Below are 24,769 nucleotides of genomic sequence, written 5' to 3'. Positions count from 1 at the left end.
GAATGACTATAAAACGGAATAAAATTACCGTTGTTGGTGCAGGTTTCACAGGAGCAACTACTGCTCTTATGCTAGCTCAAAAAGAACTTGGAGATGTCGTTATTCTTGATATTCCGCAGCTAGAGAACCCTACAAAAGGTAAAGCTTTAGATATGATGGAAGCAAGTCCTGTTCAAGGGTTTGATTCCAACATCATCGGTACTTCATCCTATGAAGATACAGCTAATTCGGATATAGTCATTATTACAGCAGGCATTGCTCGCAAGCCTGGAATGAGCCGTGATGATCTTGTAAATACCAATGCAGGTATCGTGAAATCCGTTTGTGAAAATGTTAAAAAATATTGCCCAGATTCAATCGTCATCATTCTTTCCAATCCAGTTGACGCGATGACTTATGCAGCATACGAAACGCTTGGTTTCCCTAAAAACCGCGTAATCGGTCAATCCGGCGTGCTTGATACTGCACGTTATTGCACATTCATCGCGCAAGAACTGAATGTATCCGTCGAAGATGTTCGTGGTTTCGTTCTTGGTGGTCACGGTGATGACATGGTTCCGCTGGTTCGTTATTCTAACGTTGGCGGAATACCGATTGAGAAGCTAATTCCTTCAGATCGGATTGAAGCTATTGTACAGCGCACACGCACGGGTGGCGGTGAGATTGTAAACTTGCTGGGTAACGGTTCTGCATATTATGCGCCAGCAGCATCGCTTGTCCAGATGGCAGAAGCGATCTTGAAGGATAAGAAGCGTGTTATTCCTGCGATCGCATTGCTTGAAGGCGAATATGGCTTCGACAACCTATTCCTAGGTGTGCCCACACTTCTAGGAGCTAACGGAATCGAGAAAATTTTCGAGCTTGAATTGACCCCTGATGAGCAATCAGCTCTTGAGAAATCGACTCAATCCGTTCGAAGTGTTGTGGAAGTTGTACAAAAGGGCTAATTCCTTTTTGCTAAATTCTGTTATTTAAAAAAGACTCCAATTGATTATTACCATCAAAGGTAATAGCAGTTGGAGTTTTTTTGTGATGAATTATACTGATAATTCGTCTAACGTTTTTTCTACACTCGGTGCCAGATGTGCAAGGAAATAATCAACTTCAGGCATATGAAGCTTACGTAATGCCTCTTCACTTTGCATCTTCGCTGTACCGAATTCATGATTACCCGCTGAAAGCTCGGATGAGCATTTCAGATAAGCATCGAGAAGATCAGCAGCTTTGACATATTTCCATAACACAGGATCAGCGTTCTGGTGTAGCAGCAGTGGCTCGTAGATGGCTTTGAGAGGGTCTGGAACCATCTGTTGCAGCTTATTGGCTGCGATGTGCTCGATCTCCCTGAAGCTGCGCAGCATTTCGGGATTGTGATGTTTGACTGGCGTAGGAATATCACCTGTAAATGATTCAGTGGCATCGTGGAATAATGCCATGGAGACCGCTTTGTCTCCATCTATAGATTGACCGAATATATTTACGGCTATCGCACATAGCATATGCGTTAGAAGAGCAACGTGATAGGAATGTTCAGCAACATTCTCATTCATTGTGTTACGCATTAAGCTCCAGCGTTTGATATAACGCAATCTGTACATATAAGCAAAAAAATCGCTTTCCATTGTTCACTCTCCCATATGCAGTATGATTCAAAGGGTTGATGATAAATCAATTTCATAATACCTTTAGCTGCTTCAATCAAGGCTATATATAGATCAAAATGGTTTACTTTGTCTATATATAGTTTCAATTTTCTCATTTCAATGAGTTATGAAATTGATTCAATGTTATAAAGATTATATCATTAGTTTCAGATAAGGTGGGATCAAGATGAAAGTTGTCATCGCTCCGGATTCATTCAAAGAAAGCTTAACTGCCATGCAAGCTGCAGACGCGATAGAAGTGGGAATGAGATCGATTTTAGTAGATGCTGAGTTTGTCAAAGTGCCCACGGCAGATGGCGGCGAAGGTACGGTACAATCTCTTGTCGATGCCACTTGTGGGGAAGTGATTCGCTTGCAAGTAACAGGACCACTTGGAAAGCAGGTTGATGCATTCTTCGGGATGCTTGGTGACGGCAAGACTGCAATTATCGAGATGGCCGCAGCATCAGGATTGACTCATGTTCTTAGGGAAAAGCGCAATCCTCTAATCACGACGACATACGGGACGGGTGAGCTGATTCTTGCGGCAATAGACCTCGGAGCTGAGCGAATCATTCTGGGGCTTGGTTTACGCTATGAAGTTGACTGAAGCAACAGGCAAACAATTCGCGGATTTGCCTGGAGCAGGAGCGGCAGGTGGCATGGGGGCTGCCGTGCTTGCCTACTTGAATGCAGAGCTTAAGTGCGGTGTAGATATTGTGATTGAATCGGTTGATCTCGCTAAGCAGATAGAGGGTGCGGATCTAGTTATTACAGGAGAAGGCAAGATCGATCATCAGACGGCATTTGGCAAAACACTAATGGGTGTATCGATAACAGCAAAGAAGCAAGGGATACCAGTCATTGCTGTCGCTGGTATGCTTGCACCAGGAAGTGAGGTCGTTCATGAGCTTGGCATTGATGCAGTATTCTCGATCATTCCAGGTGTAACTAGCCTAGAGAAAGCACTGGGGGATGCAGAAATGAATATGTTCCGTACGGCACGTAATATTGCGATGTGTCTGAGGCTTGGTCAAGGTATATAGTCGTCATTCCAACTAAAAGAAGCAAAAAAGCTGACATCACGAATGAGTGGTATCAGCTTTGTTAGGTATGGCGTACATTAGTACTTGGCATTTGCATAGTTAACCGTTTTGCCAATCTTGCGTTTGATGGAAACTAGCAGCTTCTGTGGTGTAATCCATGGGGATCCTGCATTTATTCGAGGAATCTTCATCGGATCCATCTTACGAGTCATGATGCCCTCGGCAGTTGTAAACGCGTATTTAATGCCTGCATCACGTATGATTTGTTTTGCTTCTTCATTAAAGCTTCCAAAGGGATAGGCATAAAAGTTAGGTATGAAAGATGATGCTTCAGCAATATTGTTGATGCAATTCTTCGTGTCATTCGAGATTCGCTCCCGATATTCCTGATCGGATTCCATTTGACCATTTGGCATCGTTATTCGTCCTATTAAAGATGCTGTTCCATTAGGCAACTTCGCATGCAAGCTGTCCGAATGGCATCCAAATTGAAACAAGCTCGATTGCTTCGTGATCTGGCCGATTTGTTCCTTGGATAGAAAAGATAGATGTCTAGCCTGCTGTTCTCTAAAGGTATCCGTTATGATGTGATTTATAGCTGGAATTTTGAGATCTTCAAGGACTGGCATAGCTTCTAGCATAAAACTCTCATATCCGTCATCAAATGTTACAAGAACCGCATTGTTTGGAACAGACTTGCCATTCATATAATCTTGAAACTCCGAGAACGAAATAAAATGAAAACCTTTGCCAGCAAGAAAAGTTAGCTGCTCGCGAAATAACTCAGGTGTGATCGTTACGGAGCTTTTATCCGTCTTGTGAATGTGATGATAGACCAGTACGGTTACTTGATTTCTATAATTGAATTGAGATTTGCTAGCTGCAGACCTAGGATTGATAACGATACAAGCGATGATAAGTAAAACTGCGCAGGTAAAAATAAGAAATTTGTACATGAATCATTCTCCCTTATGATGAACAGCCAATCTATCATCAAATATGCTATAATTGATTGCAGAATATTATAAAATTATAATGAGTATTAACATGCAAATGAAAGAGGGGAATACACTCATGCAATATTTTCAGCAAAGCGTGTATCAATTGATTGTTGAAACTTCTACTAATTTACCAGGGGATGTACGTAAAGCGATTCAGAAAGCTCGTATAATGGAAGATCAAGGAACTCGTTCTGCTTTATCTTTGTCAACGATTGCAGAAAATATTATGATGGCAGAAACAAATATTTCCCCAATTTGCCAAGATACGGGAATGCCTACATTCATTATACACTGTCCTGTAGGCGCTAACCAGATAATTATGAAAAAACAAATTCTTGCTGCGGTGGCAGAGGCTACTCACAATAGCAAGCTGCGTGAAAACTCAGTCGATTCCTTAACGGGTCATAATAGTGGAGACAATCTTGGACCAGGGACGCCTGTCATCCACTTTGAACAATGGGAACGTGATGATATTGAAGTTAAGCTAATTCTCAAAGGTGGCGGATGTGAGAATAAGAATATTCAGTATTCCCTGCCAACTGAGTTACCAGGCGTAGGAAAAGCAGGAAGAGATTTGGATGGTATTCGCAAATGTATTCTACATGCGGTTTATCAAGCGCAAGGTCAAGGCTGTTCAGCAGGGTTTATTGGTGTTGGAATCGGCGGTGATCGTACTTCTGGATATGAGCTTGCCAAAATGCAATTATTCCGTCCTGTAGAAGATGTGAACCCAATCGAAGATTTGCAGAAGCTAGAAACGTATATTATGGATAATGCGAATAAATTAGGGATTGGTACAATGGGATTCGGAGGCCAGGTTACATTACTTGGATGTAAAATTGGCGTAATGAATCGTTTGCCGGCTTCCTTCTTTGTTTCAGTAGCGTATAACTGCTGGGCATACCGCCGTCAAGGAATTATTTTGGATGCACAGACCGGGGATCTTAAAGAGTGGGTATATCCGCAAGGCAGTGAAACTGTGATGGAGAAAATCGAGCAAGCTGAGGAAGTTGAAGCAGCTCCTCGTAATGAGATTGTTCTCCAGACACCAATTTCTGAGGAAGATATCCGTAAATTGAAAGTCGGTGATGTTGTAATCATCAACGGTATGATGCATACAGGCCGTGATGCACTGCATAAACATTTGATGGATCATGATTCACCTGTAGACATGAATGGTGCAGTTATTTATCACTGTGGTCCTGTAATGAGCAAGAATGAAAGCGGAGAATGGCGCGTGAATGCTGCTGGCCCGACGACATCCATTCGTGAGGAACCATATCAGGGTGAAATCATTAAGAAGTTTGGCATTCGAGCTGTTATTGGTAAAGGTGGTATGGGTGCCAAAACATTAGCCGCACTACAGGAACATGGTGCAGTTTATATGAACGCAATTGGAGGAGCAGCTCAATATTATGCAGATTGCTTTAAGAAGGTTGAAGGGGTTGACCTGATTGAATTCGGGATTCCTGAAGCGATGTGGCATTTGCAAACTGAAGGCTTTGCTGCAATTGTAACAATGGATTCCCACGGGAATTCCTTGCATGCCGATGTTGACAAAGATTCTTTAGCTAAGCTTGCCCAGTTTAAAGAGCCTGTATTTAAGTGATATAGATGAATCCCGTGAGTAGGTAGATGTTCGATAAGTCTACATATTTACGGGATTTATTTGTATTATAGAATTTATAACATTCGTGTTATAAATTCTAAGTAATACCTTAAGAAACGCACCTGTCTTTATAGACGGTGAAACCGTTACTTTTGGGTATCTTTCGGTTATGATGATGATGAGGTGATTTGATTTTCAATGAAAAAATATCGAACAAGACTTACGCTAATCTTAATCTTATTAATTGGGACCTCTATGCTCATTGCAGGCATTTGGATGGCAACGGGCTTTGAACGCACGCATATCAAAGAACTGAAGCTCAATCTTGAACGTGAATTAAAAATTCTGGCTATTCAGGAATGGAATCACTCAGGAGATCAAGAAAGTTTGATTACATATTACAATGGATTGGTTCTAAAATTAGAAAAATACACTGGAGCTCGCTTAACTTATGTAAGAAGTGACGGTACTGTTCTTGGAGATTCGGATCATGATCCTCATCTGATGGATAATCATTTGAATCGCGAAGAAATTAGTGTAGCACTTAAGGGTGAAACAGGTTTTGCTATTCGATTTAGCGATACACTACATCAAAATATGCTATATGCAGCTATTCCCATATTAGCAGAAGATGGTAAAATTAGTGGTGTACTCCGAATTGGGATGAGCCTAGCACAGGTGGAGGCCTCAGTTCGCGATTTTTGGGTATATGTGCTTGCGGGTATGTTCGCCTTATTTGGTATCGTTAGTTTTGCTTCGTATCGCATAGCGAAAAGCATAACGAAACCTATTGAGAAAATGACACGGGTTGCCAAGCAAATTGCAGTTCATAATTATACGACACGTGTACCCGTTGTCCATCATGATGAAGTTGGGCAGCTTGCTGAAGCGATCAATCAGATGTCTGAAAGCCTTCGTTCTCAAATGAATCAAATTTCTAAGAATGAAGGCAGATTAAATAGTATTCTAGAGAATATGCTGCTAGGTATTATGATGATTGATGTAGACGGTAAAATTGTTGTCGTGAATCCGATTACGGAAACTTTGCTAGGTTTCACTGCATCTGAACTGGTAGGCAAGAAGTACAATGAAGGGATGCAGTTTCTGCCATTTATCGAGCAGATCGAATTATGTAAGCAACAGATGAATCTGGTGCGCGATGAGCTTGCTTTGCATTATCCAAATGAACGACTTGTTGAAATCAGTGTGACACCGATAGGTTATAATGGAGAAGAATGGGGAGGCTTCTTAATCGTATTGCATGACATTACAGAGCTCCGCAAGCTTGAACGACTGCGTAGTGAGTTTGTAGCTAATGTTTCGCATGAGCTGAAGACACCGATCGCTTCTGTCAAGGGTTTTGCCGAAACGCTTCTTGCAGGCGCTTTGTATGATGAAGAGACGGCTCGTTCTTTTATCCAAATTATTTATAGTGAAAGTGATCGGTTAAATCGACTCGTTGGTGATATTCTAGAGTTATCTAAAATAGAATCGAAACGTAGTCCACTGCGTTTATCGCCTGTCCACTTGAATGCACTTGTTGATAATTCAATTCAAATGGTTGCGAAGGCGGCTAGGCAGAAACAAATTACACTTGAGTTTGATGCGAAAGAGGCACTATATTTAGAAGCAGATGAAGATCGTTTGCAGCAAATATTGATGAACCTGCTGTCTAACGGGATTAACTATACGCCAGATGGCGGCAAAATTACGCTTACGGCTGAAGCCTTTATTACGGAGCAGATAGAGCACACGGATGAACAGGATTGGATTCGGATTACGGTACAAGATACAGGTAGAGGAATCCCCAAAGAGGATTTGCCGCGTATATTTGAGCGATTCTATCGAGTTGATAAGGCAAGATCTCGCAGTTCTGGAGGGACAGGGCTAGGGTTATCGATCGTTAAGCATCTTGTAGAATTACATCATGGTTCAATAAATGTGGAAAGTGAAGTTGGGATGGGAACTCGATTTATTATTGTTTTGCCAGTTATTCAATTATAAATAGATAAAGGTGTGGGGATTACACATGTCATACAAAATTCTTCTTATTGAAGACGAGCTGATGCTTGCTAAGCTTATTACGTATAACTTGACGCAGGAAGGGTATGAGCTGAAGCACCAGGAGAATGGTGCAGAAGGGCTGCAAGCCGCTTTGGATGAGCCGTTCGATCTGATTTTGCTCGACCTGATGCTGCCTGGAATGAACGGGTTTGAAATTTTATCCAAGCTGCGGCAGAAGGGGAATCGGACCCCAGTCATTATTTTAACAGCACGCAATGCAGAGGATGAGGTTGTTGAAGGACTAAAGCTAGGCGCTGATGATTATGTTACGAAACCGTTTGGCGTTGCCGAGCTGCTTGCTAGGATATCTGCTGTATTAAGAAGAACACAAAAAGATGAATTCGTCGTCAAGGAAAAAACAAAGACAGATGAAAAAGTTGTTGTGATTGGTGATCTGCGTATTTATCCTGAGCGGTATGAAGCTGAAATTGAGGGAGAGTCCGTATTGCTTCGCCCTAAGGAATTTGAGATGCTGCTCTATTTTGCAGAACGTCAAGGTATGGTGGTTACACGTGACGATTTGATGAATATAGTCTGGGGCTTTGATTATTTTGGTGGACAGCGGACGGTTGATGTTCATGTGAGTTCTTTACGTAAGAAGCTTGAAGTAGGCAGACGAACCGTACAAATTGAATCCATTAGAGGGGTAGGATATAAATTAGTTCATCATACCTCTACAGCGAAATCATAAACATATTATGTTAGAAGACGGGATTAAACTCGTCTTTTATTTTTTATTGCAACATTATCCTTTAAATTACGTCTATAATTAGTGAGTCACAATAAATATGCAGCCGAACATTTTATTTTACTTCAGTTCACATGCTATAATTTAATCAACTGAAGCAATTAATAGAATGTTTCAGCTTTTGGAACAAATAATTTGATAGAAGGTGTGATGACGGTATGAAAAAATCCTTGAGTTCTCGAATGCTAGGTGCAACTCTAGCAGTCTCGCTAGGCTTTAGCACTCTGACATCGCTGGCAATTGCTGCGGAGTCAAACACAGAACAGCCATCAGCTCTTCCTAGTGTCGGCTCATTAACTATTAAAAATAAAGTAACCTTTGAGATGAAAAATATTCAAATGCTGCCAGAGCAAGGCAGCAATACAGTGGCTTTTACCATTGCGTTTAAAAATGAAGGTAAATCCGATGTACTATTATTTGATTACATACTAAAGTTAAAAGATAAATCAGGCAACGAGTTCCAAACTCGCATTAAACCTCAAGACAAAACGATTTCTAAAGTTTCAGCTAACTCCAGCCAAATGATCACTTATTATGCGCAGGTGAATTCAACTACGCAATTAAGCGACCTCGTTCTTCAAATCTCGCAATGGGATTTCTCCGTTTCAGGATTTGAAAGTAAAGTTGGCGAAATTGCTGTTCCGGATACTTATCAGGAAGCAATTCCATCTGGTGATAACGTTCTGTTAACACTAGGCGGAGTTCCAATGAATATGAAGGTATCTCGTTCCTTTAATTCCGAGAGCGGTAAGAATTATTCGCCGACCGTAACATTGAATCTAGAAAATGCCGGTAACCGTTCTTTAACGACGCCAGAATACCAATTTTCGATTATGACATCGGATGGTTACATTTTCCCATTTGATTCGAAGAAAGAGCCTGTTGCTTTACGCCCTAAAGAATCAGTGGAGTGGAGACTAACTGGTAAAATTCCTACCACAGTTTCTGCAACGGGTTGGAAGCTTATTGTGACAGAGAAGCTAGGAGAATCGACTGTTACAACTCCTGTAGGCGTATTCCAAATTACGGAATCGACTGAGCAGACGGAGAATGCAGAAGGCGGCTTCTCGTTTAATACAAAAGATGGTATGTACGCTGCCAAGCTTAATGGAATCTACCGCGCTCCATGGGAAGATAATGATGTTCTTTCCGCAGATATAACTTTATTCAATAAAGAAGATGAACTGCTCCCAATGCCATCCTTAAGCGGTTATCTCTTATTGGATAATAAGGTGAAGGTTGACGTAAGCGTTGTTCAATCCTCTCAATCCGCAGGTATTTCTCCTTCAGGGGCAGTTAAAGTACATGCAGCAGGTGTAATTCCTTATGATCATGTATTTACGAGTGTTAAATTAGTCCTGCAGGAAAAAGAAAGTACTACCGGCAAGACCGATACTCCTGCTAAGGTAATAGATTTGCTGGAGTTCCCTGCACAAACTAAATTGCAGCCATTAGCTTATTACGGCGTTAATGATTACTATTCAGTATCCGAGCCAGGCCGTAGTTTAAAATATCAGGTTGTCGGAATTAATCGTTATGAAGGAATGGCAGGCGATATTGCTGCGATTCAATTAGAAATTGAGAACCTAAGTAAGAGACCAGTTAATCTATCAAACATTATTGCTAGCATTGGACTTGGTGATGGCTCCGCTACATTCCCTGGGAAAATTGCAGCCGTTAAGAATAAGGTTAGTCCCGAAGGTAAAGCTATGCTTGAAATTTGGAGCAGTCTACCAAAAGGATTTAGTACATCAAGCTTGCATATCATTATTGGTGATGCGATTTCTGGTGGTAAGTTAGCAGAAGGGGATGCTAAAGCTGATGCATACATCAGTCCTGTTGCATTCTGGGCTCCTGCTGAAACAGCACCTAATAAAAATCTAACAAGTAAAATTAATATTTATCCTTATACATTCCAGATTCGTAATCTGGATACGGCAAGTGAAAGCGATAGCTTCTCCATGCAATTTGATTACGAGATTGCGAAGTCTAAATTGGTTGAAACTAATCTTGAAGGACATAATCTTGTAATGTCTATCGTTGATTCCAATGGTTATAAACTATTTGAAAATGCTTATAAAATGAGTGAATTTGAGACAGGAACTTCTGGAGGATCCTCTGGTGAAAATGCACTCCGAATCGGTAAAAATAAATTCAAAGCCAATATTACGAAACCAGATGCAGGATCTAAATTGGCTGCAAGAACAAGAACTGCTAAGCTATATATTTATGATGAGTTCCAAGGTCAACGTAGACTTCTTGCAGAACAAGCGATTACGTTATACTCAAAAATTGGAACCGATGAATAGAAGGTATTTATTGTGCTAAACACCCCCTATAGGGGGTGTTTTTTTATGATATTTGAATATTTTACATTCCTTTTACAAAACTTGATGAGTGAGTTAACAAACCGTTGCTATGATGTGTTTGTGGGATTAAATAAGAGGAAGTAACCAAGGTTGCTTCGACAAATATCAAAGGGGTGTATGGAAGTGTCAAAAGGATTTGCTAAGAAAATGACAGGTGTTGTTCTAACGTCAGTATTGTTAATGGGGGTACTAGCTGGGTGTGGAAGTAAAACATCTTCTGATAGTGGATCAGCAACAAAAGCACCACAAGGCACTCCAGCGGCTGTAGAACAAGAATTAACAGGAACTGTAACAGCATCAGGTTCAAGTGCATTATTACCTCTAGTTAAACAAGCAGCAAATGATTTTATGGATAAAAATAAGAAAGTTACGATCAACCCGACAGCAGGTGGTTCTGGTGTTGGACTTAAGAACGTCGCTGATGGAACGTCTGATATCGGTAACTCAGATGTTGCAGCGGGAGATGAATATAAGGATAAAGGGCTTGTGGATCATGTAGTTGCGATTGCTCCTTTTGCAATTATCGTGAATAAAGATGTGAACATTGATAACTTATCCAAAGAACAGGCAGCAAAAATCTTTAAAGGTGAAATTAAGAACTGGAAAGAAGTTGGCGGTCAAGATGCTAAGATCAATGTCATACACCGTACAGATGGTTCAGGTTCCCGTAAGCTTGTGAAACAACTTGTTCTCGATAATGCTGAATTTACGAAAGAAGGGGTTACGCAAGATTCAAGCGGCGCGATGAAAACAACTGTCTCTTCAACGAGCGGTTCAATTGGTTACATTGATACTCCTTATGTAGATGACAGTTTGAAAATGCTTAAATTTGATGGTGTTGCTTATACTAAGGAAGGCATTAAAGATGGTTCCTATAAACTATATGGTGTTGAGCACATGTACACGAAAGGCGAGCCTACTGGAGCAACTAAAGCTTTCATCGACTTTATCCTAAGTGACGAGTTCCAGTCCAAGAGAGTCGAAGAGCTTAAATTCCTACCAGCGGCGTTCCTAAAATAATGAAGGCAAAATCAATTGACAACTTAATGCGCCGTATTTTGATCGGTAGTGCCATTCTCGTATCAACTGTAATTTTCTCCATCCTCTTGTTCGTTGGATTTCAAGGATTACAGATCTTCAAGGATATTCCGTTTGCAGAGTTCTTCTTATCAACCGATTGGACTCCTTCAAGTGAGAAGTTTGGCATACTAGGTTTCTTGATCAGCACATTTGTCTTAACACTGTTATCCGTTCTGCTAGCAGTACCATTAGCGGTATCGGGTGCAATATTCACAGCTAAAATCGCTCCGAACTGGATGAGGAGCATCATCAGAATGGCTACCGACTTATTCGTCGGTATCCCTTCTGTCGTTTATGGCTTTATCGGGTTAACGGTCATCATTCCGTTAATAACTCAAATTACGGGTGACATCTCGTTTGGTATTTTGCCAGCTGCGATCATTCTAGCTGTAATGATCTTTCCAACGATTTTATCGATTTCAGAGGATGCGATCAGAGCTTTGCCAGGTAGACTGGAAGAGGCTTCTTATGCGTTAGGAGCAACAAGATGGCAGACGATTTGGAGAGTACAGCTGCCTGCCGCTAAGCAAGGGATTATTACAGGAATCATTCTTGGTATGGGTCGGGCAATCGGTGAGACGATGGCTGTTTTCATGGTTATCGGTAATGCACCTAAGCTTCCTAACTCTTTAACCGATTCGACCACCGTTCTAACGACGGCGATTGTAAAAGATATGGGGAACACCACTTATGGATCAACCTGGAACAATGCTTTATTTATGATGGCACTTGTATTGTTACTTGTATCCTTACTATTTATCATAGTGATTCGCATCGTATCGAAGAGGAGTGAGCAGTTATGAATACAAATAAAATGAAAGATCGGCTTGCAACTATTTATTTTTGGTTCATAGCTGCATTAATCATTGCTCTTCTTGTATGGTTCTTGTATCGAATTTTAGGCAATGGTTTGCCGCATCTATCGTGGAAATTCATTACGAGTCGCCCAGAGGATATTTTAGCAGGCGGCGGAGTAGGACCACAGCTATTCAATACATTTTATATCTTGCTGTTGTCCTTGCTATTTTCACTTCCGATTGGGATCGGAGCAGGTATTTACCTAGCGATATATGCTAAAAATAATATCTTTACATCGATCATTCGTATATCTGTAGAAGCATTATCCTCTGTTCCTTCTATCGTATTTGGATTGTTTGGTTTTCTACTCTTTGTAAACTGGTTTGATTTGCGTATTTCGATTCTAAGCGGTTCTTTAACACTTGCATTGCTTAACTTGCCTGTTCTTGTACGTGTAACGGAAGAGAGCTTTCGCACCGTTCCATCCTCTTATATGGAGGCTAGCTTAGCACTTGGTTCAACCAGGTGGCAAGCGATTGTTAAGGGGCTTCTTCCGTCAGCGCTTCCTAACTTGCTTACAGGTGTAACCTTAGTAGCCGGACGGGCAATTGGTGAAACGGCAATTCTTATTTTCACAGCGGGTCTATCTGTTTCGCGGTTTGTCCCAGATTTTAATCCAATGATGATGGGAGAAACACTTGCTACGCATTTGTGGTATGTGCAATCCGAGGCAATCGTTCCAGATGCCAAACAAATTGCGAGTGCAAGTGCGGCGTTATTGCTGATTATCGTGTTTATTTTTAACTTGCTTATTACGATACCAAGCAAGATTCTGCAGAAAAAGCTAAGCGGGGGGAAATAAAATTGACATCATCTCAGCCTAAAATGTCTGTTGACAACCTAGATTTATTCTATGGTACACATCAGGCACTAAATAAAATTAATATGAATATCGAGGCAAAAACGATCACGGCATTAATCGGTCCGTCTGGTTGCGGTAAATCTACATTTCTTAGAACGCTTAACCGAATGAATGATCTCATTGACTCGGTTAGTATTAAAGGAAAAATATATGTAGATGGAGAGAACATTTATGCGCCTGAAACGGATATTGTGGCTTTGCGCAAGCGCGTAGGCATGGTATTTCAGCGCCCAAATCCTTTTCCGATGAGCATATATGAAAACGTAGCTTATGGACCAAGAATACATGGCATTAAGAAAAAGGCTATCTTGGATGAAATTGTGGAACGTTCTTTAACGCAAGCTGCACTTTGGGGAGAAGTACGGGATCGGCTAGGTAAATCTGCTCTCGGTTTATCGGGCGGACAACAGCAGCGTCTTTGTATCGCACGGCTTCTTGCAGTGGAGCCAGATGTACTGCTGATGGATGAACCAACTTCAGCGCTTGATCCAATATCAACGCTTAAGGTTGAAGAATTAACACAGACGCTTAAGGATAAATATACGATTGTGGTTGTGACTCATAATATGCAGCAAGCTGCAAGAATTTCGGATACGACCGGCTTTTTCTTGAATGGAATATTGGTCGAAACTGGACAAACCGGCAAAATATTTACGAATCCTTCAGACCAACGGACAGAAGATTATATTACGGGAAGATTTGGATAAGAGGTTAATGCAATCAGGATAATAATGAGGAGGCTCTATGGATACTAGATCGAATTTTCATTTGGCTTTAAGCGAGATGCAGAACAATTTATCTTTAATGGGCAAAAATGTAGAAGAAGCGATTGGGCAAGCCGTTGAGTCCTTGTCCAGAATTGATGTGGATCTAGCACAGAAAGTAATTGATCAAGATGATCGAATTGATCAGGCAATGCTTCAGATCGAAGAAGCGTGCTTAAGCTTAATTGCTTTGCAGCAGCCAATGGGAAGCGATCTACGTGTGATCGGGACTGCAATGAAGATTGCAGTAGATCTGGAGCGAATTGCAGATCATGCCGTCGATATTGCCAAAATTACAATACGATTAAAAGGTGAACAGTTGGCTAAACCGTTAATCGATATTCCAAAAATGGCAGATATTGCGCTAGAAATGCTGCGTGACAGCTTGATTTCTTATACCGAGAAGAACATTCATCGCGCAGCAGCATTAGCGGAAAAAGATGATCAGGTGGATCGCTTATATGGAACTGTCATGCATGATGCCTTGTCACTGATGAGTAATGATTACTCGCAGAACCGCCAGCTTGTGCACTTGATTCAGGCAGCATATTGGCTTGAGCGTGTTGCTGACCATACCACCAATATTGGTGAAGGTGTCATTTATATGACAATAGGTAAGCGTAAGGACTTGAATATTTAAGAATAAGAGTAAGATTAAGATAACCATGTGACTAAAATTCATAGACATATGGTTATTTTTGTTGCCTAGTAGATGATATACCCAATCTATTGAGAAACTAGTCTCATATAGTAAACTAGCTTAATGATTGAGGAGGCTTAAACATATGTCAATCGCAGAAAGGTATTATGCATGTCATAGCTACATGAATCGTAATGTTCGCGTTCATATGAGAGATGGCCGTGTATATGAAGGTACATTAGTAAATGTAGACAGATCAAACCTCTATATACGCGAGAATTCTCCCTATGGAGATCGCTGCAGAATCTCGGGATTCTACGGTGGCTATGGCTGGGGTGCAGGAGCAGCAGTAACAACGTTAGCACTATTCGATCTGCTAGCCATTGCTTTAATTGTGTAGTAGAAAAAAATTTAGGAGTAACTGTTTTTAAATAATGTTTTTCACAACTTGAGAGTAGTTTAGCTGTTGAAGGCTGTTTCATATGTAGACGTATCTACTTATGAGACAGCCATTATTGCTATAGGAGTACATGAATTAAGTGACGGAAAGAACGAATAATGACTACTTTTTGCTTACCGATCTTGCGTTGAGATATTTTTTTCACATGATTGGGATGAATCCATATAGCGTCTAGACCGCATCTAGTTGCACCAATAATGTCATTTTTCCAAGAATTACCAATCATTAAACCTTGTGCAGGTGAGGTTCCTGTCGTTGCCATAGCTGTTTCAAAAAGACCCGGATGTGGCTTGCGAGGGCCGTCCTGCTGTGAGGTGAATATCCAATCATCGCGAATCCATCTTGTTAATTGCAGCTTGTTTAAATTCTGTTCCAGTCGTTTGCGACTGCCATTCGAAATAATGGCGAGCGTATATTTGGCTGAAAGCGCCCGAAGCGTTTCTTCAACACCAGGAAATAGACTGATGAAGCTCTCCTCCGCATCATCAATTTGTTTGAAGAATATTTTTGAAAAACCAGGGGTTACTTTAAAATGATAAGGCTCTAGCGCTTTAAGCAAGCAATTATAGCGCAGCTCATCCCCCGCTTCAAAATCTTTGCCCGTCGTCTTTCGATGCCGACTCCACTCGATTTTGTAATTCTGAAGTGCTTGCTGTGGATTCAGCTCGGTGTCCTCACTCGACCATCTTCCTGTAAAATCCTTCAGTACTGAAACAAATGCAGAATCAAAACACTTACGTCGATCAACAAGCGTGTTATTCATATCAAAAAATATAACCTTTTTTTGGTTAGGAACAAAAGAGGGGCTCATGTGCGAACCTCCTAAAAGTTTTGTGAGCCCGTGGACGGATGTGTCACGTCCACCGAGCAAAACTAAATCGGAAGGATATGCCTAAGTTTACTATTTATTATATGTTTATGAAGTTAGGAACTGTTTTCAGTCATAATTATTTTTGAAGATGCACGTACCTATGATATGATGATCATAGAGGAAAGACGGGGTGCCAAAATGGATAAATTGTTAATTATTGATGGTAACAGTATCGCTTACCGAGCGTTCTATGCTTTACCACTCCTCAGTAACTCATCAGGTTTACATACAAATGCAGTTTATGGATTTACGACAATGCTCATGAAGCTGATTGAAGAAGAGAAACCGACGCATTTTTTGGTCGCTTTTGATGCGGGGAAGATCACGTTTCGTCATGCGCACTTTGCAGAATATAAAGGTGGAAGATCAAAGACGCCACCTGAGTTGTCAGAACAATTTCCACTTATCAGAGAGCTGATCGAGGCTTTTGGCATTCGCCAATTTGAGCTTGATGGGTATGAAGCGGATGATATTATCGGAACACTAACAAAGGAAGCAGATCAGTTAGGTCGTCAAATTGTTGTCGTATCTGGAGATAAGGATATGCTTCAATTGGCATCTGATCATGTAACGATTGCTTTGACACGCAAAGGTGTGTCTGAGGTCGATCGCTATAATCCAGGCGAAGTAAATGAACGCTATGGTCTTACACCTTTGCAGATCATTGATCTTAAGGGCTTAATGGGGGATACTTCTGACAATATTCCTGGTATTCCAGGTGTTGGCGAGAAGACTGCATTAAAGCTGCTGCATGAATATGGAACAGTAGAAGAAGTGCTTGCACACGCGGATCAGATTAAAGGCAAGCTCGGAGAAAAAGTGACGGAACATGCAGAAAGTGCAAAGCTGAGCAAAGAGCTTGCTACAATCTTTCGTGAAGTTCCGATGGGTACAGAGTGGAACGAATTTGCCTACGAGGGCTGGAAGAGTACGAAGCTCAAGGAACTGTTCCGCAAGCTTGAGTTTAAATCACTATTAGATAAAACAGATTTTAGCACAGGTCAATCAGAGGCAGAAGAACTTGAACCTGTCTATGAAGAACCTGCAGTTCCAGTGCGGATTCTACATACGGAGGACGAGCTTGCACAGCTAATCGATGTTTTGGCTGATGTAACGGGCGTGTATGTAGAGGTAATCGGAGATAATCCGCATCAGGCAGAAGTAATCGGAGCCGCGTTCCACACCGCGGCTTGCGGGTTCTATGTGCCGCTAGCTGCGCTTCGCGGCACGAGCGAGCGCGCACAGGCTGTGCGCGCTTACCTGGGCGATGCATCCACCAAGAAGGTCGTATACGACCTTCATCGGATCGACATCGCCCTGCGCTGGTCGAACGTCGCGCTGCGCGGTGTGACGTTCGACGTGCTGCTGGCTGCGTATTTGCTCGACCCGACGGAGTCGGGTCTAACGCTGAGCAGCCTAGCAGCCAAACATGGCGTCGGCGTGCTTGCAGCCGACGAAGAAATCTACGGCAAGGGAACGAAGTTCCGCTTGCCAGAGGAAACCGTGCTTGCGGCACATATTTGCCGCAAGGCGGAGGTTACGGCGCGCCTTGCGGAGCCGCTAGCCGAGCATCTGAAGAACAGCGGTATGGAGCCGCTGTTCTATGAGCTGGAGCTGCCGCTTTCGGGCGTTCTTGCGGATATGGAGCAGCAAGGAATTGCGGCTGACGCAAAGACACTTAAGCGGCTAGGTGAGAGCTTATCAGCTCGCTTGGAAGAGCTAATGAATCGCATCTATGCACTCGCTGGGGTGGAGTTCAACATTAATTCACCTAAGCAACTGGGTGAAGTGCTTTTTGAGAAGCTGGGGATGCCGCCTGTTAAGAAAACGAAGACGGGCTATTCAACAGACGCCGAAGTGCTGGAGAAACTGGCGCCTTATAACCCAGTTGTAGAACAAATCTTGAATTACCGTCAGCTTGCGAAGCTGAATTCAACGTATATCGAAGGCTTACTGAAAGAAATACGTCCAGAGACGGGCAAAGTTCATACGTATTACAAGCAAACGATTGCAGCAACAGGAAGATTGTCTTCGCAATATCCGAATCTGCAAAACATTCCGATTCGCATGGAAGAAGGCAGACAGATCCGCAAAGCATTCGTACCTTCCGAGCCAGGATGGCATATTTTGGCGGCGGATTATTCGCAGATTGAATTGCGTGTACTTGCCCATATTTCCAAAGATAAGAATTTGATCGAAGCGTTCTTGCATGATTTGGATATCCATACCAAAACCGCAATGGATGTTTTTGGAGTCGGCCAAGATCAGGTGGATGCGAATATGCGCCGCCAAGCGAAGGCTGTTAACTTTGGTATCGTGTATGGCATATCCGATTATGGTTTGTCACAGAATTTGAATATTACACGTAAAGAAGCAGCTGCGTTTATTGAGCAATATTTTGCTGTTTTTCAAGGTGTCCACCAGTTTATGGAGGATATCGTAAAAGAAGCAAGACAGGATGGCTATGTATCCACTTTGCTCGGTCGTCGCAGATATTTGCCTGATATTACAGCGTCTAATTTTAACTTGCGTTCATTTGCCGAACGTACAGCGATGAATACCCCAATTCAAGGTACTGCCGCTGATATTATTAAGCTGGCCATGGTGAATATGGCGGAACGCTTGCGACAAGAGAAGCTGCAATCTCGCATGCTCTTGCAAGTACATGACGAACTCGTATTTGAAGTTCCAGAACATGAGGTTGCGCTAATGAAACAACTTGTTCCAGAAGTGATGGAGCAAGCGATTAAACTGGATGTACCACTTCGAGCTGACGTTTCCGAAGGCTTAGATTGGTACGATGCGAAGTAAACGATAACAGGTTAGGATGATAGAGCATGCCAGAATTGCCAGAAGTCGAAACGGTCAGACGAACACTAATAGAACTCGTATGTGGGAAAACAATTCAAGCAGTTGAGGTGAAATTGCCTAGAATTGTACGCACTCCTGAAGATCCTCAGTTGTTTGCTGCTTTATTAGCGGACCAGACGATTCGCGATATCGGTCGTCGCGGCAAATTTTTAACCTTTGTACTTGATGATTATATTCTTGTCTCCCATTTGAGAATGGAGGGACGTTATGGCTTGTATCAGGCTGCAGATCCAGTGGAAAAACATACGCATGTGATCTTCTCCTTTACCGACCACACGGAGCTGCGCTATAAGGATGTCAGACAGTTTGGTACGATGGACTTATTCTCTCATGAGGAGGCATTCACTAAGCCTCCCCTGAATAAGCTTGGGCTTGAGCCGCTAGAAGAGAGCTTTACCTTTGAAGCCTTTAAGAAGGTAATCCATCAACGTACGACGATGATCAAGCCTTTATTGTTGAATCAAGCTTATATTGTCGGAATCGGAAATATTTATGTGGATGAATCCTTATTTCAGGCAGGCATTCATCCTGAACGATCCGCGAATTCCTTAACTACAAATGAACTTCACAGGTTATATGACGCAATTAAGCAAACGCTTCAAGAAGCTGTTGCGGCGGGTGGTTCTTCCATTAAATCATTTGTTAATGGGCAAGGCGAGATCGGGATGTTTCAGCACCAGTTTAAAGTATATGGCAGAGCACAGCAGCCATGTACGAACTGTGGACAACCGATTGAGAGGTACGTAGTAGGTGGGCGCGGTACACATATTTGCCCGAAATGTCAGTCAAACAAATCTAAGCTTAAGAAATAGGCATATTAGAACATTTGCTTGGTATTCTAGAAGGGACGGTGAAACCGTTTCTTCTTGCACTAGCTTTGTCACATGATGGCTATGGTGGGTTATGATGTAAGGAGGTAAGAACATGTTTCTGGGACTTACTGGAGGTATAGCTTGCGGTAAAAGTACAGTCGCCAATATGCTTAAAGCTAGAGGGGCGATATTGATAGATGCAGATGTCATTGCAAGAGAGGTTGTTGAGCCAGGGCAACCTGGCTTGTTGCAATTGGTTCAGCATTTCGGTCGAGAGATCATACTACCAGATGGTCGACTTGATCGTAAAGCACTTGGAGGGATCGTATTTGGAGATGAGGCCAAACGTAAAGAGCTGAATAATATCTTGCATCCTTCCATCCGTAAAGAGATCCGAAACCGAATGGAGAAATACGCAATATCTGATCCGGACAAGCTGATCGTAGTTGATATTCCGCTGCTTTATGAATCAGGATATGATTCTATGTTTGAGCAGATTATGGTCGTCTACGTACCACGTGAAATACAGCTTAAGAGGCTTATACATCGTGACGGCTTTACCCAAGCGGAGGCAGAGGCCAGATTGAATACCCAAGTGCCAATTGAAGACAAGAAAAACCTTGCAGACGTTCTTATTGATAACAGTGGCAGCTTAGATACAACAGAAGCTCAAATTGAAGCGTTCTGGAAAGGAATTTAGTTGGGATGAATTTTGTTCATAAAAAACGAACTTATGCAATTCTTTTAATTGCCGTTTTACTTTTTTTGCTAATTTTCTCGAATAAAATTGAAGAATTGTTATACCCTATCGATTATAGGCAGGAAATTTCGACAAGTGCGTCGAAATATAACGTGGACCCGTTTCTAATTGCAGCGATTATTCGAGTGGAGAATAACTTTAAAGTAGAAGGAACTTCTTCCAAAGGCGCATTAGGATTAATGCAGTTAATGCCTGAAACAGCGCAATGGATTAAGGAATCTTCCAATATTGGCACAGTGGGGTCCGATCACGACTTGCAAGATGCTTCGGTTAATATCGATATGGGTGCGTGGTATTTAAGTTGGCTTTTGAATTATTATGACGGTCATCTTAATTATGCAATCGCGGCGTACAATGCCGGTCAAGGCACGGTTAACAAATGGCGTGCTACGAATGTATGGGATGGCTCTGAAACTTCAATTTCTACAATTCCTTACGGGCAAACGAAGCATTTTGTCAAAAGAGTACGTTATTATTATGATAAGTATCACAAAGTATATGGACCTGATCTAAAATCATGAAGAAGCATAGGACAACCCTTGTAGGGATTATCCTATACTTCCTTAGTGTTATATAGAATTCAGACGATGACTATCGGGATTGACCAGCTAATTGCTGCTCAGCAATTTGTACCAGTCTTTTCGTAATGTTACCACCGATGTAACCTGCATCTCGAGTTGCAAGGTTACCGTAGTATCCATCTTGAGAAAGAGAGATACCTAGTTCAGAAGCAACCTCGTATTTCATTTGATCCAAAGCAGCATTTGCTTGAGGCACTACAAGTTGGTTTCTGGATGCCATGTGTTCGTTCACCTCCTTGTCTCTTGGTAAAACTATTATGCTCCTTTGTACAAAGTTCATGACAAGCAACAAATGGCAATCGATTGTAAGAAACATATAACGGAGGGATAAACGTATGAAGTGCCCTTATTGTGATCATTTTGGGACCAAAGTGCTTGATTCAAGGGCAGCTAATGAGAATAAGTCCATCCGTAGAAGGCGTGAATGTGATGCTTGTCTCAAGCGATTTACAACCTTCGAGACGGTAGAGGAAACACCACTTATTGTCATTAAGAAAGATGGATCAAGAGAAGAATTTTCGCGTGAGAAAATGCTGCGCGGACTCATTAGAGCTTGTGAGAAGCGGCCAGTATCCGTAGAACAGCTGGAAAGCATCGTATCTGAGGTTGAAATGCAGCTTCGAAATACAGCGCATGCAGAAGTCAATTCACGTGATATCGGTGAAATTGTAATGGAGCAGCTCTATCCTGTCGATGAGGTTGCTTATATCCGATTTGCATCTGTTTATCGTCAATTTAAGGATATTAGTATGTTTTTGAAGGAACTGACTCAAATTCTTGGCAAACACGAATTATAAGAACAACTAGAAGCGTCACAACATCTAAGCGAACTACTGAGATGTTGTGCGCTTTTTTAAATATTAGTGGTTGTATCTTACAATGAATCTGATTATTCGGAATCATGCAATTGTATGGGGGTAATATGGGACTAAGCATTCAGATCTTGAGATCATTCATTATTAGTATGATTGCAATTGCATTTATTATTTTGGCTGTTTTATTTCCGCGGCATTTAACGATCGTAAGAGGTGAATTTGGGGTATCGCTTGGAAATAGCAAGCCCATCATGACTGAATTCGGGGAGAATATTAACAACTTTTTTCATGAACTAATCGTTAATCATAGTCTAGGACCGACCAGAGACTCATTGACTACAGTTGGGAAAGCCGTCATGACTTCTATGGGCAATAGTATCGTGATTATCATCGCTACTTTTTTTCTGACTGTCGTATTTGGAACGCTCAAAGGGATATTAGATTATAAATTATCGAAATCGAAGTACACTTTTTTTGGAAATTGGACTACATGGTTCTTTCAGTCTATCCCCGATTTTATGCTCATGGTCATGATGCAATTTGTCGTTATTCGTTATTTGCAATGGATTCCGTTTTTTCCGCAGGGTCGCTGGTCAGATTTTATACTGCCTTCGATTCTCGTTTCGCTTCATCCGATTACTTATCTAGCCAGAATTACAAGCGCTTCCTTTGCGATGCAGGAAGGTGAACTTTACATTCGTGTGGCGCGTGCCAAGGGGATATCCGAGCGCTCGATTGTATTCAAGCATATGCTCAGAAATAGCACCTCAACAATTTTGACCCATATTTCCCCGCTGTTTGTTTATATTTTATCCAATTTACTGATGGTCGAAATATTCTCTAATTATCCTGGAGCGGCTCAGCGCATGTTTCTTGCGATTGATTATAATCGATCCTATGGAACAGGGAGTAATTACGAGCCGGGTGTTATCATCGGAATTGCTTGTTGTTTTATGATAATGCTGCTCATTATTCAAATCATTAGCCTCATTATGAAGCAGAGAATTGATCCTAGATAATATAAGGTGGTATAGCTATTGAAAAATAAAGCATTATGGGTTGGTGGAATAATGCTCGCCATCATCATCATCGTCATGTATTTTGGTGCCTACTTCCCAAAAGTAGATCCTACGCTGGCTGAAGTTAAGCATAGATGGAATGAGAATAACAGGTTAATGCTGCCACGATATGCCCCATCCGATGTTAACATACTTGGTTCTGATCGCAATGGTGTTGATAATTTCAGCAAGCTGATTATAGGAACGAAAGAAACGATTTATTTAATAGTGGGGATAGCCCTTGTACGGTACTTAATTGGGATTCCGCTTGGCTTATTATCTTATAGGAATAAAGGCTTTTTTCATGTGATTACGTCATGCTGGAATCAGATTTTCTCATATTTACCGACTTTTTTCTCGGCAGCTTTACTGGTCAGTATCCCTTACTTTCTGTTTAATTCCTATCGAATGCTTTGGGTTGTGCTGATTTTGGCCATTCTGGAAGCAGGACGTGTTGCCTACGTTATTCAACAGCAGACGAATAAGTTATCTAAGGAGCTGTTTGTAGAAGCTGGTCATGCACTTGGCTTAAATCCTTTACGATTAGTCAAAAGCTGTTACTTGCCTGCGCTGCTGCCAGAAACGATAGTCAACTTCTGCATGGATGTCGGCAAGGTCGCCTTATTAATCGGACAACTTGGGATTATCGGGATTTTCTTATCACAGGATTGGGTTGAGATTGGATTCTTTACGATGAGGATTTCCAACACAAGCTCCAATTGGATCAATGTGCTTGCAGATCATCGTTCCGACATTTATTTAAGCAAATTCGCTTTCATATTCTTCCCAGCACTCGCGATTATGTATACCATTATTACTTTCAATATATTAGGCGAAGGGCTCAGAAAACTTTTTAACAGACGGGGAAATAGCGTTGTGTAAAAGTATGATGACAGAATAAACAAACAAATTATCATGAATAGGAGAAGCTATGAAACTCACTAAACAAATGCTAAGACCACTGCTTATCAGTGCAATTGCCATGCTATTCGTTATATTGCTCGTATTATACCCGCGTCAATTAAATATCGAGTATGGAAAATTTGGTCTTATCCTCCATCCGAATGATCAGATTTGGTCGCAATATGTTGAGAATATTACGGGGTTTTTTCGCGAATTATTCGTAAATCACAGTCTTGGTCCAACGAGAGATTCGCAGATTACCGCAAGCCAAACGATCATACAATCAATGAACAATAGCATTGTGATTATTATAGTTGCTCTCATTTTCGGTATTGTGTTTGGGACACTAAAAGGAATACTCGATTTTAAGCTTTCAAATTCGAAGTTTAGCATTTTGGGCAATTGGACAACTTGGCTCATCCAATCGATTCCAGATTTTATGCTCGTACTTATCGTTCAATGGCTGACGATTCGCCATTTAAGGTGGATTCCATTCTTCCCGCATGGAGATTGGTCTGATTTCATATTGCCTTCGATTCTGGTATCGATCTATCCCATTATTTATCTTGCTAGAATAACCAGTGCATCGCTCGCTACGCAGGAGGGACAGCTATACATTCGGGTAGCGCGGGCCAAAGGGATTAAAGAGCGTGTCATTTTATTCAAGCATATGCTTTATAACAGCATGGCGACGATCCTGACTCATATAACGCCGCTATTTGTATATATTTTGTCTAATTTGCTGATTGTTGAGATCTTCTCTAACTATCCTGGTGCCGCTTATCGTTTATATCTCGCTATTGATTACAGCCGATATATTGGTACTGGACCAAATTATGAACCTGGCGTTATTATCGGTATCGTTTTTTGTTTTATGGTATTGCTGATTATCCTTCAGTTTTTTAGCCAAATTGCAAAACGCAAATTCGATCCACGATGAGAAGGGGTAAATAC

General features: G+C 41.6%; 23 protein-coding genes and 1 pseudogene. 20 read left to right on the top strand and 4 right to left on the bottom strand.

Annotated features, from left to right (window positions below):
• Positions 1-2: 2 nt before the first annotated feature.
• Positions 3-947, top strand: a complete 945-nt coding sequence (mdh, locus tag E0485_RS18070; RefSeq protein WP_132419470.1) for a malate dehydrogenase — start codon at positions 3-5, stop codon at positions 945-947.
• Positions 948-1,037: 90 nt separating this feature from the next.
• Here mdh and yfbR read toward each other — a convergent pair whose 3' ends face one another.
• Positions 1,038-1,622: a 5'-deoxynucleotidase gene (gene yfbR / locus E0485_RS18065; protein WP_132419469.1), complete on the bottom strand. Its 585-nt coding sequence runs from the start codon at positions 1,620-1,622 to the stop codon at positions 1,038-1,040.
• A 208-nt stretch (positions 1,623-1,830) separates the two neighbouring features.
• Here yfbR and E0485_RS18060 point away from each other — a divergent pair.
• Positions 1,831-2,689: pseudogene (locus E0485_RS18060) on the top strand (glycerate kinase).
• 77 nt (positions 2,690-2,766) lie between these two features.
• Here the strand turns inward: E0485_RS18060 and E0485_RS18055 are convergent.
• Positions 2,767-3,645: a polysaccharide deacetylase family protein gene (locus tag E0485_RS18055; RefSeq protein WP_132419468.1), complete on the bottom strand. Its 879-nt coding sequence runs from the start codon at positions 3,643-3,645 to the stop codon at positions 2,767-2,769.
• Between the two features lie 118 nt (positions 3,646-3,763).
• Here E0485_RS18055 and E0485_RS18050 point away from each other — a divergent pair, with 118 nt between their 5' ends.
• From E0485_RS18050 to E0485_RS18005, 10 genes are all read left to right on the top strand, one after another.
• Entirely contained in the window at positions 3,764-5,299 is a 1,536-nt protein-coding gene (locus tag E0485_RS18050) for a fumarate hydratase (RefSeq protein WP_132419467.1), read from the top strand.
• 198 nt (positions 5,300-5,497) lie between these two features.
• On the top strand, positions 5,498-7,303 hold the full coding sequence (gene pnpS / locus E0485_RS18045; RefSeq protein WP_132419466.1) for a two-component system histidine kinase PnpS: 1,806 nt from the start codon (positions 5,498-5,500) through the stop codon (positions 7,301-7,303).
• A 25-nt stretch (positions 7,304-7,328) separates the two neighbouring features.
• Entirely contained in the window at positions 7,329-8,054 is a 726-nt protein-coding gene (locus E0485_RS18040) for a response regulator transcription factor (protein ID WP_132419465.1), read from the top strand.
• 215 nt (positions 8,055-8,269) lie between these two features.
• The gene (locus E0485_RS18035; protein WP_132419464.1) at positions 8,270-10,420 is read left to right on the top strand and encodes a hypothetical protein; all 2,151 of its coding nucleotides are present in this window, start codon (positions 8,270-8,272) and stop codon (positions 10,418-10,420) included.
• Between the two features lie 177 nt (positions 10,421-10,597).
• Positions 10,598-11,500: a phosphate ABC transporter substrate-binding protein gene (locus tag E0485_RS18030; RefSeq protein WP_165921221.1), complete on the top strand. Its 903-nt coding sequence runs from the start codon at positions 10,598-10,600 to the stop codon at positions 11,498-11,500.
• Positions 11,500-12,363, top strand: a complete 864-nt coding sequence (gene pstC / locus E0485_RS18025) for a phosphate ABC transporter permease subunit PstC (protein ID WP_132419462.1) — start codon at positions 11,500-11,502, stop codon at positions 12,361-12,363. Before E0485_RS18030 ends, pstC begins: the two co-directional genes overlap by 1 nt.
• The gene (gene pstA, locus E0485_RS18020; protein WP_132419461.1) at positions 12,360-13,220 is read left to right on the top strand and encodes a phosphate ABC transporter permease PstA; all 861 of its coding nucleotides are present in this window, start codon (positions 12,360-12,362) and stop codon (positions 13,218-13,220) included. The genes pstC and pstA overlap by 4 nt, the downstream gene beginning before the upstream one ends.
• 23 nt (positions 13,221-13,243) lie before the next feature.
• The gene (gene pstB / locus E0485_RS18015; protein ID WP_235857625.1) at positions 13,244-13,987 is read left to right on the top strand and encodes a phosphate ABC transporter ATP-binding protein PstB; all 744 of its coding nucleotides are present in this window, start codon (positions 13,244-13,246) and stop codon (positions 13,985-13,987) included.
• Positions 13,988-14,024: 37 nt separating this feature from the next.
• Positions 14,025-14,684, top strand: coding sequence for a phosphate signaling complex protein PhoU (gene phoU, locus E0485_RS18010; RefSeq protein ID WP_132419459.1), 660 nt, complete (start codon positions 14,025-14,027; stop codon positions 14,682-14,684).
• Positions 14,685-14,829: 145 nt separating this feature from the next.
• On the top strand, positions 14,830-15,084 hold the full coding sequence (locus tag E0485_RS18005) for an LSm family protein (protein ID WP_235857617.1): 255 nt from the start codon (positions 14,830-14,832) through the stop codon (positions 15,082-15,084).
• 118 nt (positions 15,085-15,202) lie between these two features.
• Here E0485_RS18005 and E0485_RS18000 read toward each other — a convergent pair whose 3' ends face one another.
• Positions 15,203-15,955, bottom strand: a complete 753-nt coding sequence (locus E0485_RS18000; protein WP_132419458.1) for an HAD family hydrolase — start codon at positions 15,953-15,955, stop codon at positions 15,203-15,205.
• Positions 15,956-16,153: 198 nt separating this feature from the next.
• Here E0485_RS18000 and polA point away from each other — a divergent pair, with 198 nt between their 5' ends.
• From polA to E0485_RS17980, 4 genes are all read left to right on the top strand, one after another.
• Positions 16,154-18,826 (top strand): DNA polymerase I, encoded by a 2,673-nt coding sequence (gene polA / locus E0485_RS17995; protein WP_132419457.1) that lies wholly within the window; start codon positions 16,154-16,156, stop codon positions 18,824-18,826.
• 26 nt (positions 18,827-18,852) lie between these two features.
• Positions 18,853-19,698 (top strand): DNA-formamidopyrimidine glycosylase, encoded by an 846-nt coding sequence (gene mutM, locus E0485_RS17990; protein WP_132419456.1) that lies wholly within the window; start codon positions 18,853-18,855, stop codon positions 19,696-19,698.
• Positions 19,699-19,810: 112 nt separating this feature from the next.
• A complete protein-coding gene (gene coaE / locus E0485_RS17985; RefSeq protein WP_132419455.1) occupies positions 19,811-20,398 on the top strand; it encodes a dephospho-CoA kinase in 588 nt (195 codons plus the stop codon).
• A gap of 5 nt (positions 20,399-20,403) precedes the next feature.
• Entirely contained in the window at positions 20,404-20,979 is a 576-nt protein-coding gene (locus E0485_RS17980) for a lytic transglycosylase domain-containing protein (RefSeq protein WP_132419454.1), read from the top strand.
• Between the two features lie 70 nt (positions 20,980-21,049).
• Here E0485_RS17980 and E0485_RS17975 read toward each other — a convergent pair whose 3' ends face one another.
• Positions 21,050-21,259, bottom strand: coding sequence for an alpha/beta-type small acid-soluble spore protein (locus tag E0485_RS17975; RefSeq protein ID WP_132419453.1), 210 nt, complete (start codon positions 21,257-21,259; stop codon positions 21,050-21,052).
• A 115-nt stretch (positions 21,260-21,374) separates the two neighbouring features.
• On the opposite strand from E0485_RS17975, the gene nrdR reads away from it, so the two are divergent.
• The 4 genes from nrdR to E0485_RS17955 all read left to right on the top strand — a co-directional run bounded on the left by nrdR (position 21,375) and on the right by E0485_RS17955 (position 24,755).
• Entirely contained in the window at positions 21,375-21,836 is a 462-nt protein-coding gene (nrdR, locus tag E0485_RS17970) for a transcriptional regulator NrdR (RefSeq protein ID WP_132419452.1), read from the top strand.
• 125 nt (positions 21,837-21,961) lie between these two features.
• Positions 21,962-22,873, top strand: a complete 912-nt coding sequence (locus E0485_RS17965) for an ABC transporter permease subunit (protein WP_132419451.1) — start codon at positions 21,962-21,964, stop codon at positions 22,871-22,873.
• A gap of 18 nt (positions 22,874-22,891) precedes the next feature.
• Positions 22,892-23,794 carry an ABC transporter permease gene (locus tag E0485_RS17960; protein ID WP_132419450.1) on the top strand — a complete coding sequence of 301 codons (903 nt, stop codon included), beginning with the start codon at positions 22,892-22,894 and terminating at the stop codon, positions 23,792-23,794.
• Between the two features lie 49 nt (positions 23,795-23,843).
• Positions 23,844-24,755, top strand: coding sequence for an ABC transporter permease subunit (locus E0485_RS17955; RefSeq protein WP_132419449.1), 912 nt, complete (start codon positions 23,844-23,846; stop codon positions 24,753-24,755).
• The last annotated feature ends 14 nt before the right edge of the window (positions 24,756-24,769 follow it).

The sequence above is a fragment of the Paenibacillus albiflavus genome, from assembly GCF_004344915.1.
GTDB classification, from domain to species: domain Bacteria; phylum Bacillota; class Bacilli; order Paenibacillales; family NBRC-103111; genus Paenibacillus_AM; species Paenibacillus_AM albiflavus.
The sequence above is the reverse complement of the archived record's forward strand: the minus strand, read 5'-3'. Positions and strand labels throughout refer to the sequence as shown.